The organism is Pseudomonas sp. EGD-AK9 (assembly GCF_000465935.2).
Lineage (GTDB): Bacteria > Pseudomonadota > Gammaproteobacteria > Pseudomonadales > Pseudomonadaceae > Aquipseudomonas.
The window spans coordinates 20,680-31,138 of sequence record NZ_AVOF01000085.1 but is presented as its reverse complement, the minus strand read 5'-3'; the positions used below and the strand labels follow the sequence as shown (position 1 = coordinate 31,138).

The following is a 10,459-nucleotide window of genomic DNA, read 5'->3' as shown; positions in this document are numbered from 1 at the left end:
AGGCGCGCGCCAAGCGTCATGAGTTCATGACGGTCGAGCACCTGCTGCTGGCCTTGCTGGATAACGAGGCGGCGGCCAGCGTGTTGCGCGCCTGTGGAGCCAATCTCGACAAGCTGCGCCATGATTTGCAGGAGTTCATCGACTCCACCACGCCGTTGATTCCCCAGCACGACGAAGAGCGCGAAACCCAGCCAACTCTGGGCTTCCAGCGCGTGCTGCAGCGCGCGGTGTTCCATGTGCAGAGTTCGGGCAAGCGCGAAGTCACCGGCGCCAACGTGCTGGTGGCGATCTTCAGCGAACAGGAAAGCCAGGCCGTGTTCCTGCTCAAGCAGCAGAGCGTGGCGCGTATCGACGTGGTCAACTACATCGCTCACGGCATCTCCAAGGTGCCGGGGCACGGCGATCATCACGAGAACGACCAGGAGATGCAGGACGAAGAGGGAGGCGAGGCCTCGGCCTCCGGCAATCCGCTGGACGCCTACGCCAGCAACCTGAACGAACTGGCGCGTCAGGGGCGCATCGACCCGTTGGTCGGTCGCGAGCACGAGGTCGAGCGCGTGGCGCAGATCCTCGCCCGGCGGCGCAAGAACAACCCGCTGCTGGTCGGCGAGGCTGGCGTCGGCAAGACCGCCATCGCCGAGGGCCTGGCCAAGCGCATCGTCGACGAGCAGGTACCCGATCTGCTGGCCGACAGCGTGGTCTATTCCCTGGACCTCGGCGCGCTGCTGGCCGGTACCAAGTACCGCGGCGATTTCGAGAAGCGCTTCAAGGCGCTGCTCAACGAGCTGCGCAAGCGCCCGCACGCCATCCTGTTCATCGACGAGATCCACACCATCATCGGCGCCGGTGCGGCGTCCGGCGGGGTGATGGATGCCTCCAACCTGCTCAAGCCGATGCTGTCCTCTGGCGAGATTCGCTGCATCGGCTCCACCACCTTTCAGGAATTTCGCGGCATCTTCGAGAAGGATCGCGCCCTGGCGCGGCGCTTCCAGAAGGTCGACGTGGTCGAGCCGTCGGTCGACGACACCTACGGCATCCTCAAGGGGCTCAAGGCGCGTTTCGAGCAGCATCACCATATCGAGTACAGCGACGAGGCCCTGCGTGCGGCGGCCGAGCTGGCCGCGCGCTACATCAACGACCGGCACATGCCGGACAAGGCCATCGACGTGATCGACGAGGCGGGCGCCTATCAGCGCCTACAGCCGGAAGACAAGCGCGTGCCGCGCATCGAGGTCGCCCAGGTCGAGGACATAGTCGCGAAGATCGCGCGGATTCCGCCCAAGCACGTATCCAGCTCGGACAAGGAGCTGCTGCGCAACCTGGAGCGCGACCTCAAGCTCACCGTATTCGGTCAGGATGCCGCCATCGACTCGCTGGCCACGGCGATCAAGCTGTCGCGCGCCGGGCTCAAGGCGCCGGACAAGCCGGTCGGCTCCTTCCTCTTCGCCGGCCCCACCGGCGTGGGCAAGACCGAGGCCGCCCGGCAGTTGGCCAAGGCCATGGGCATCGAGCTGGTGCGCTTCGACATGTCCGAGTACATGGAGCGGCATACCGTGTCACGGCTGATCGGCGCGCCGCCCGGCTACGTCGGTTTCGACCAGGGCGGTCTGTTGACCGAGGCGATCACCAAGCAGCCGCATTGCGTGCTGCTGCTCGACGAGATCGAGAAGGCCCATCCGGAAGTCTTCAACCTGCTGCTGCAGGTGATGGATCACGGCACCCTGACCGACAACAATGGGCGCAAGGCGGATTTCCGCAACGTGATCCTGATCATGACCACCAACGCCGGGGCGGAAACCGCGGCGCGGGCGTCGATCGGCTTCACCCAGCAGGATCACTCCACCGATGCCATGGAAGTGATCAAGAAGAGCTTCACTCCGGAGTTTCGCAACCGCCTGGACACCATCATCCAGTTCGGCCGCCTGAGCCACGAGACGATCAAGAGCATTGTCGACAAGTTCCTCACCGAACTGCAGGCGCAGCTGGAGGACAAGCGCGTCACCCTGGAGGTCAGCGATGCGGCGCGCGGCTGGCTGGCCGAGCGCGGTTACGACGTCATGATGGGCGCCAGGCCGATGGCGCGCCTGATCCAGGACAAGATCAAGCGTCCGTTGGCGGAGGAAATCCTCTTCGGCGAGCTGGCCGAGCATGGCGGTGTGGTGCACATCGACATCAAGGATGGCGAGCCGAGCTTCGAGTACGAGACGGCGGCAGAAGTCGCCTGATCGGCTGGAAAGACGAACGAAAACGCCCGGCATATGCCGGGCGTTTTCGTTTGGTGCTTGGCTTAACGGGCGCGGTAGGTGATGCGGCCCTTGCTCAAGTCATAAGGTGTCAGCTCGACGCGCACCTTGTCACCAGTGAGAATGCGGATGTAATTCTTGCGCATCTTGCCGGAGATGTGCGCGGTAACGACGTGCCCGTTTTCCAACTCCACGCGGAACATGGTGTTGGGCAGGGTGTCGACGACAGTGCCTTCCATTTCGAAGCTGTCTTCTTTCGACATGCAGTAAAGCCCTCGGTATCCAGGAAATGGCCCGGTGCAACTGGCGCCAGGCAAAAGCGGCGTGCATTGTGCCCGAAAACAGGAGGCTGCGCCAAGGGGCTTGGCGGGGAGAGCTTGCTCGGTGGTGCGCGCGAGGCTCTAGGTCAGGAGGGTCCAGCGCTGATTGACGAACAGCTCGATGGGGCGGTACTGGGTCTTGTAGTTCATCTTGCGGCAGTTCTTGATCCAGTAGCCGAGATAGACGGCCTGCAGTCCCAGGCGCGCGGTTTCGCCGATCTGCCAGAGGATGGCGAAGCGGCCGAGGCTGCGGCGCTCTTCGCTGGGGTCGTAGAAGGTGTAGACCGCTGACAGGCCGTTGGGCAGCAGGTCGGTCACGGCTATGGCTACCAGGCGACCGCGCAGACGGAATTCGTAGAAACGCGAAAACGGCAGGTCGCGCACCAGGAAGGTGGAGAACTGGTCGCGACTCGGCGGATACATGTCGCCATCGGCGTGGCGCTGCTCGATGTAGCGCACGTAGAGCGCGTAGTACTCCTCGGTGAAGGCCGGGCGCACGGGGCGCACGCTGATGTCTTGGTTGCGCTTGAGGATACGCCGCTGCTGGCGATTAGGGGTGAACGCCGAGGCCGGGATGCGCGCCGGAACGCAGGCGGTGCACTGCTGGCAATGCGGGCGATAGAGGTGGTCGCCGCTGCGGCGAAAGCCCATTTCCGAGAGTTCGGCGTAGACCAGCACGTCCATGGGCTGACTGGGGTCGAGAAACAGGGTGGTGGCCTGTTCTTCGGGCAGATAGCTGCACGGATGAGGCTGGGTGGCGTAGAACTTCAGGCGGGCCAGCTCGGTCATGGCGGTGTCTCGGTAAAGCCTTGCCTAAGAGTGTAAGCCAAGTTCGGCTGCAAGCTACAGGTCCTCAGGCTGCCAGTGGTGCGAGTGGATTCGGGGGTGTAGGGCGGATCGGAGCGCCGAGCGCTTGCAGCGCCGGCGGACAGTCCGTCGGGCCATACGGCGTTGCAGCTTCGCGCACGGATCGGTGCCCGCGACGCCCTAGGCGAGCCAGTTTGCCGTGTTGGGCAGGTCCAGATGGCGCTGCAGGTAGTCGGCGAAAGCCGCGCGGGGGATGGCGCGGGCGCCGAAGCTGTGCAGGTGCTGGGTGGGCATCTGGCAGTCGATCAGGACGAAGCCCCACTGGCGCAGCTTGTCGACCAGGGTGGCGAACCCCACCTTGGAGGCGTTGTCGGCGCGGCTGAACATGGATTCGCCGAAGAACAGCTGGCCGATGGCCAGGCCATAGAGGCCGCCGACCAGTTCCTCGCCCTGCCAGACCTCCACCGAGTGGGCGATGCCGCGGCGGTGTAGCTCCAGGTAGGCGTCCTGCATGCTCGGGGTGATCCAGGTGCCGTCGGCGTAATCGCGCGGTGCGGCGCAGGCGCGGATCACCGCGGCGAAATCCCGGTCGAAGCTGACCCGATAACGCTGTTGGCGCAGCAGCTTGGCCAGGCTGCGGGAGAGATGCAGTTCATCGGGAAACAGCACGGTGCGTGGATCGGGCGACCACCAGAGAATCGGCTGGCCGTCCTGGAACCAGGGGAAGCAGCCGTGGCGGTAGGCGCCGATCAGGCGATCGGCGCTGAGGTCGCCGCCAGCCGCGAGCAAACCGTTGGGCTCGCGCATGGCCTTGGCCAGTGACGGGAATGCCAGGGAGTCGCGTTGCAGCCAGGTCAGCATGCGGGGTGTCCGGCGGAGCAGGGCAGGGGAGAGGGCGAGCGAAGCGGCTCGCCCGGGTGGATCAATGGCTTTCGAGGAACTTCTCGACGTCCAGTGCAGCCATGCAGCCGGCACCGGCGGAGGTGATGGCCTGACGGTAGACGTGGTCGGCCACGTCGCCGGCGGCGAATACGCCGTCGATACTGGTGGCGGTGGCGTTGCCTTCGCTGCCGCCCTTGATCAGCAGGTAGCCGTCACGCATCTCCAGCTGGCCGGTGAACAGCTCGGTGTTGGGCTTGTGGCCGATGGCGATGAACACGCCGGCCAGCGGCAGTTCCTTGGTGGCGCCGTTCTCGGTGCTCTTCAGGCGCACGCCGGTGACGCCGGTCTGGTCGCCCAGCACCTCGTCGAGGGTGTGGTTCCAGTGCAGCTTGATATTGCCGTTGGCGGCCTTGTCGAACAGTTTGTCCTGCAGGATCTTCTCCGAGCGCAGCTTGTCGCGGCGATGAACCAGGTGCACTTCCTTGGCGATGTTGGACAGGTACAGCGCCTCTTCCACGGCGGTGTTGCCGCCGCCGATCACCGCCACCACCTGGTTGCGGTAGAAGAAGCCGTCGCAGGTGGCGCAGGCCGATACGCCCTTGCCGGAGAAGGCTTCTTCCGAGGGCAGGCCGAGGTACTGGGCGCTGGCGCCGGTGGCGATGATCAGTGCGTCGCAGCTGTAGGTGCCGCTGTCGCCCTTGAGTACGAAGGGACGGCTCTGCAACTCGGCGGTATGGATGTGGTCGTAGATGATCTCGGTGTCGAAGCGTTCGGCATGCTTCTGCATGCGCTCCATCAGCGCCGGGCCGGTCAGGCCTTCGACGTCGCCCGGCCAGTTGTCCACCTCGGTGGTGGTGGTGAGTTGGCCGCCGGGTTGGATGCCGGTGATGACCACGGGCTTTAGATTGGCGCGAGCGGCGTAGACGGCTGCGCTATAACCGGCAGGGCCGGAGCCCAGGATAATCAGGCGTGAATGCTTGACTTCGCTCATAAAAAAACCCCATAAGCCTTTGTCACAAAAGAGAATGCGTGCTCCAATTGAGCCGCATGGAAGCTGCTGCCGGCTATGCTACACCGAAGCGGGGCGGGTGCGGGAGCTTGGCGATTGGCCGGTGGGCGACGGGCCTGGGGTAAATCCGTACAATGTCCGCGTTCTGCGGTTAACCATCAGATGGACGCGCCAGGGGCGCAGGAAATGGCTGTTTTGAAGAATTCCACCACGCAGATTCCGGACTGGCGGCAGAAACTTCAGTATCGACTGAAGGAGGGCGCATTGATTGCCCTGGCGGCGCTGTGCCTGTACCTGCTGATGACGCTGCTGACCTATAACGTCGCCGATCCGGCCTGGGACAACAGCGTGCAGGTCGAGCGCATTCTTAACGCCGGCGGTAGCATCGGCGCCTGGCTGTCCAGCGCGCTGTTCGGCGCCCTGGGCTATTTCGCCTACATCTTCCCGCTGCTGCTGGGCATCAAGACCTGGCAGGTGTTTCGCACGCGCAACCAGCCCTGGCACTGGAACGGCTGGCTGTTCTCCTGGCACAGCATCGGCCTGGTATTCCTGATTCTGTCGGGCGCGGCGCTCGGCGACATTCATTTCACGGCTGCGGCCGGCATGCAGGGCTCCGGCGGCGGCATGCTCGGCGCCAGCCTCGGCGACCTGGCCGTGCACGCGCTGAACGTGCAGGGCAGCACCTTGCTGTTCCTGGCGCTGTTCCTGTTCGGCCTGACCGTGTTCACCGACCTGTCCTGGTTCCGCGTGATGGACCTGACCGGCAAGATCACCCTGGACCTGATCGAGTTGATCAACGGCGCCATCACCGGCTGGTGGAACGCGCGCAACGAACGCAAGCAGATGAAAGTGCAGCTGCGCGAGCTTGACGAGCGGGTCAGCGAGGTGGCCGCGCCGGTGGTCAGCGATCGCCGCGAGCAGGCCAAGGTCAAGGAGCGCCTGCTTGAGCGCGAAGAATCCCTGAGCAAGCACATGAGCGAGCGCGAGAAACGCCCGGCGCCGGTGATCACCCCGCCCGCGCCGCCCAAGACGGCCGAGCCGAGCAAGCGCGTGCTCAAGGAAAAACAGGCGCCGCTGTTCGTCGACACGGCCATCGAAGGCAGCCTGCCGCCGATTTCCATTCTCGACGTCGCCGAGAAGAAGCAGAAGCAGTTCTCGCCCGAGTCGCTGGAGGCCATGTCGCGCCTGCTGGAGATCAAGCTCAAGGAGTTCGGCGTCGAGGTGGTGGTCGAATCCGTGCATCCCGGTCCGGTGATCACCCGTTTCGAGATCCAGCCGGCGGCGGGGGTGAAGGTCAGCCGCATCTCCAACCTGGCCAAGGACCTGGCGCGTTCGATGGCCATGGTCAGCGTGCGCGTGGTCGAGGTGATCCCCGGCAAGACCACCGTGGGCATCGAGATTCCCAACGAAGACCGGCAGATCGTGCGCTTCTCCGAGGTGCTGTCGTCGCCCGAGTACGACGACGCCAAGTCGCCGGTGACTCTGGCCCTGGGCCATGACATCGGCGGTCGCCCGGTGATCACCGACCTGGCCAAGATGCCGCACCTGCTGGTGGCCGGTACCACCGGCTCGGGTAAATCGGTGGGGGTCAACGCGATGATCCTGTCGATCCTGTTCAAGTCCACGCCGGAAGAGGCGCGGATGATCATGATCGACCCGAAGATGCTGGAACTGTCGATCTACGAGGGCATTCCGCACCTGCTCTGCCCGGTGGTCACCGACATGAAGGAAGCCGCCAACGCCCTGCGCTGGTCGGTCGCCGAAATGGAACGCCGCTACAAGCTGATGGCGGCCATGGGCGTGCGCAACCTGGCTGGCTTCAACCGCAAGATCAAGGACGCCATCGAGGCCGGCACGCCGCTGACCGACCCGCTGTACCGCCGCGAGAGCATGGAAGACGAGGCGCCACAGCTCAAGCCGCTGCCGACCATAGTCGTGGTGGTCGATGAATTCGCCGACATGATGATGATCGTCGGCAAGAAGGTCGAAGAACTGATCGCCCGTATCGCGCAGAAGGCGCGCGCCGCCGGCATCCACCTGATCCTCGCCACCCAGCGCCCCTCGGTGGACGTGATCACCGGCCTGATCAAGGCCAACATCCCCACCCGCATGGCCTTCCAGGTGTCGAGCAAGATCGACTCGCGCACCATCCTCGACCAGGGCGGCGCGGAACAATTGCTCGGCCATGGCGACATGCTCTATCTGCCGCCCGGCACCGGCCTGCCGATCCGTGTGCACGGCGCCTTCGTCTCCGACGACGAGGTGCACCGCGTCGTCGAGGCCTGGAAGCAGCGCGGCGCGCCGGACTATATCGAAGACATCCTCGCCGGCGTCGAAGAGGCCGGCAGCGGCTTCGAGGGCGGCGGCGGTGGTGGCGAAGGCGGCGAGGGCAGCGAGGAAGATCCGCTGTACGACGAAGCGGTCAACTTCGTCCTGGAAAGCCGCCGCGCCTCCATTTCCGCGGTGCAGCGCAAGCTGAAGATCGGCTACAACCGCGCCGCGCGGATGATCGAGGCGATGGAGATGGCCGGCGTGGTCAGCTCGATGAACACCAACGGCTCGCGCGAGGTGATCGCGCCCGGGCCGTCGCGCGACTGAGAGGTTGTGAATAGATCTACTGCGCTCCGGCGAAACGCGACCTGCCTTCGCTCGCTACGATTTCTTCACAACCGCTGAGCGCGGCGGCCACGGACAAATCGGCGGATTCGCGGTCTACAAGATTCCACGGCGGCCCCAGCGGCGGCCGAGCAATGCGGGGCGTGGACGTCTCGCCATCCTTCAAGGGGTTTATATGCGTGTTATCCGCCTGCTGATGCTGGCCGCTCTGAGTTTCACCCTGCTGACCGCCCAGGCCGACGAAGAGGCGGCCACCCAGCGCCTGACCGAACTGCTCAACCAGGCGCAGACCATCAGTGCCCGTTTCTCCCAGCTCACCCTCGACGCCAGCGGCACCCAGCTGCAGGAAACCGCCGGGCAGCTGGTGCTCAAGCGTCCAGGGCTGTTCCGCTGGCACACCGACGAGCCGATGGAGCAGTTGCTGGTGTCCAACGGCCAGAAGGTCTGGCTGTACGACCCGGACCTGGAGCAGGTGACCATCCAGACTCTCGACCAGCGCCTGACCCATACCCCGGCGCTGCTGCTGTCTGGCGACGTGTCGCAGATCCGCGAGAACTTCGAGATCAGCTACAAGGAAGGCGGCAGCGTGGTCGACTTCATCCTCAAGCCCAAGGCCAAGGACAGCCTGTTCGACAGCCTGCGCCTGTCGTTCCGCAACCGCGTGCTCAACGACATGCAGCTGATCGACAGCATCGGCCAGCGCACCAATATCCTGTTCCTCAACGTGAAGATGAACGAGCCGGTCGAAGATCACCTGTTCAGCTTCGACATTCCGCAAGGGGCGGACGTCATTCAGGAGTAAGGCGTGGACCTGTTCGGTCGGCAACCCGTCGCACAACCCCTGGCCGCGCGCCTGCGCGCGACCAGCCTGGACGAGTACGTCGGCCAGGAACACGTGCTCGGCCCGGGCAAGCCGCTGCGCGAGGCGCTGGAGCAGGGCGCCCTGCACTCGATGATCTTCTGGGGCCCGCCGGGCGTGGGCAAGACCACCCTGGCACGGTTGCTGGCCAAGGTCACCGATGCGCACTTCGAGACCATCTCCGCGGTGCTCTCCGGGGTCAAGGAGATCCGCCAGGCGGTGGAGGTGGCCCAGCAGCACGCCGCCCAGTACGGCCGGCGCACCATCCTCTTCGTCGACGAAGTGCACCGCTTCAACAAGAGCCAGCAGGACGCCTTCCTGCCCTATGTGGAAGACGGCACGCTGATCTTTATCGGCGCCACCACGGAAAACCCCTCCTTCGAGCTGAACAACGCGCTGCTGTCGCGCGCCCGCGTCTACGTGCTCAAGAGCCTCGATGAGGCGGCGATGCGCAAGCTGGTGGGTCGTGCGCTGAGCGAGCCGAAGGGCCTGGCCGGGCGTAACCTGAGCCTGCCGGAGGAGAGCTTCCAGATTCTCCTGGCCGCCGCCGACGGCGACGGCCGGCGCCTGCTCAACTTCCTCGAGAACGCCGCCGACCTGGCCGAGGATGGCGGCGAGATCGGCGTGGAGCTGCTGCAGAACCTGCTGGGCGACAGCCGCAGGCGCTTCGACAAGGGCGGCGAGGCCTTCTACGACCAGATTTCCGCGCTGCACAAGTCGGTGCGCGGCTCCAGTCCCGACGGCGCGCTGTACTGGTACGCGCGCATGCTCGATGGCGGCTGCGACCCGCTGTATATCGCCCGGCGGGTGGTGCGCATGGCCAGCGAGGACATCGGCAATGCCGACCCGCGGGCCCTGACCCTGTGCCTCAACGCCTGGGACGTGCAGGAGCGTCTGGGCAGTCCCGAGGGCGAGTTGGCGGTGGCCCAGGCCATCGTCTATCTGGCCTGCGCGCCGAAGAGCAATGCGGTGTACACGGCATTCAAGGCGGCCATGCGCGACGCCGCCGAACAGGGCTCGCAGGAAGTGCCGCTGCACCTGCGCAATGCGCCGACCAAGCTGATGAAACAGCTCGGCTACGGCGACGAGTATCGCTATGCCCATGACGAGCCGGATGCCTATGCCGCCGGCGAGGATTATTTCCCCGAGGCGCTGCAACCGCGCCAGTACTACGACCCGGTACCGCGTGGCCTGGAGCTGAAGATTCGCGACAAGCTCAAGCACCTGCGCAATCTGGACGCCAGCAGTCCGAGGCGGCGGCGAAAATGATGGTTCGCGTGGCGCTTGCCGTGGCCCTGGGTGGCGCGGCCGGTTCGGTTATGCGCTTTCTGGTCGCGAGCTGGGTCGCCGGTCACTGGCCGCGGCATTTCTACCTGGCTACCTTCGCGGTAAACCTCCTCGGTTGTCTGCTGATCGGCCTGTTGTCCGGCCTGTTTCTCACCCGCAGCGATCTGCCGCTGGAGCTGCGCACCGGGCTGATTACCGGAGTGCTGGGCGGCTTCACCACCTTTTCCTCCTTCAGTCTGGAGATGTTGAAGCTGATGGAGGGCGGTCGCGCCGTCGAAGCCTTCGGCTACCTGGCGTTCAGCATCATCGGCGGTCTGCTGGCGGCCTGGGCCGGGTTGAGCCTGGCCCGATTGGCATCCTGACCCGCTAAGGCTTTACACTCCACAACCCGCGCCACACTGCTGGCCACCACCATTTCGCCGTTGTCTTGAGACCC

Annotated in this window: 9 protein-coding genes; 5 read left to right on the top strand and 4 right to left on the bottom strand. The window is 65.1% G+C overall.

Annotation, left to right across the window (positions count from 1 at the left end):
* The coding region (gene clpA, locus N878_RS04895) for an ATP-dependent Clp protease ATP-binding subunit ClpA (protein ID WP_021442567.1) at positions 1-2,225 on the top strand (2,225 nt) is incomplete at its 5' end.
* Between the two features lie 62 nt (positions 2,226-2,287).
* Here the strand turns inward: clpA and infA are convergent.
* The 4 genes from infA to trxB form a co-directional block, all read right to left on the bottom strand.
* Complete coding sequence (gene infA, locus N878_RS04890) at positions 2,288-2,506, bottom strand: translation initiation factor IF-1 (RefSeq protein ID WP_002553999.1); 219 nt, start codon at positions 2,504-2,506, stop codon at positions 2,288-2,290.
* Between the two features lie 138 nt (positions 2,507-2,644).
* On the bottom strand, positions 2,645-3,352 hold the full coding sequence (locus tag N878_RS04885) for an arginyltransferase (RefSeq protein ID WP_021442566.1): 708 nt from the start codon (positions 3,350-3,352) through the stop codon (positions 2,645-2,647).
* Between the two features lie 198 nt (positions 3,353-3,550).
* The gene (gene aat, locus N878_RS04880; protein ID WP_021442565.1) at positions 3,551-4,231 is read right to left on the bottom strand and encodes a leucyl/phenylalanyl-tRNA--protein transferase; all 681 of its coding nucleotides are present in this window, start codon (positions 4,229-4,231) and stop codon (positions 3,551-3,553) included.
* A 61-nt stretch (positions 4,232-4,292) separates the two neighbouring features.
* The gene (gene trxB, locus N878_RS04875) at positions 4,293-5,243 is read right to left on the bottom strand and encodes a thioredoxin-disulfide reductase (RefSeq protein WP_021442564.1); all 951 of its coding nucleotides are present in this window, start codon (positions 5,241-5,243) and stop codon (positions 4,293-4,295) included.
* 180 nt (positions 5,244-5,423) lie between these two features.
* Here trxB and ftsK point away from each other — a divergent pair, with 180 nt between their 5' ends.
* The 4 genes from ftsK (at position 5,424) to crcB (ending at position 10,385) form a co-directional block, all read left to right on the top strand.
* Positions 5,424-7,859, top strand: a complete 2,436-nt coding sequence (ftsK, locus tag N878_RS04870; RefSeq protein WP_082457798.1) for a DNA translocase FtsK — start codon at positions 5,424-5,426, stop codon at positions 7,857-7,859.
* A 193-nt stretch (positions 7,860-8,052) separates the two neighbouring features.
* The gene (lolA, locus tag N878_RS04865; RefSeq protein ID WP_021442562.1) at positions 8,053-8,679 is read left to right on the top strand and encodes an outer membrane lipoprotein chaperone LolA; all 627 of its coding nucleotides are present in this window, start codon (positions 8,053-8,055) and stop codon (positions 8,677-8,679) included.
* A 3-nt stretch (positions 8,680-8,682) separates the two neighbouring features.
* Complete coding sequence (locus tag N878_RS04860) at positions 8,683-10,005, top strand: replication-associated recombination protein A (protein WP_021442561.1); 1,323 nt, start codon at positions 8,683-8,685, stop codon at positions 10,003-10,005.
* Positions 10,005-10,385: a fluoride efflux transporter CrcB gene (crcB, locus tag N878_RS04855; RefSeq protein WP_031302765.1), complete on the top strand. Its 381-nt coding sequence runs from the start codon at positions 10,005-10,007 to the stop codon at positions 10,383-10,385. Before N878_RS04860 ends, crcB begins: the two co-directional genes overlap by 1 nt.
* Positions 10,386-10,459: the final 74 nt, after the last annotated feature.

Coding starts and splice junctions, on each gene's coding strand:
- aat (WP_021442565.1), bottom strand. CDS start 4,231: ATGCTGACCTGGCTGCAACGCGACTCCCTGGCATTCCCGTCACTGGCC.
- N878_RS04885 (WP_021442566.1), bottom strand. CDS start 3,352: ATGACCGAGCTGGCCCGCCTGAAGTTCTACGCCACCCAGCCTCATCCG.
- crcB (WP_031302765.1), top strand. CDS start 10,005: ATGGTTCGCGTGGCGCTTGCCGTGGCCCTGGGTGGCGCGGCCGGTTCG.
- ftsK (WP_082457798.1), top strand. CDS start 5,424: ATGGACGCGCCAGGGGCGCAGGAAATGGCTGTTTTGAAGAATTCCACC.
- trxB (WP_021442564.1), bottom strand. CDS start 5,243: ATGAGCGAAGTCAAGCATTCACGCCTGATTATCCTGGGCTCCGGCCCT.
- lolA (WP_021442562.1), top strand. CDS start 8,053: ATGCGTGTTATCCGCCTGCTGATGCTGGCCGCTCTGAGTTTCACCCTG.
- infA (WP_002553999.1), bottom strand. CDS start 2,506: ATGTCGAAAGAAGACAGCTTCGAAATGGAAGGCACTGTCGTCGACACC.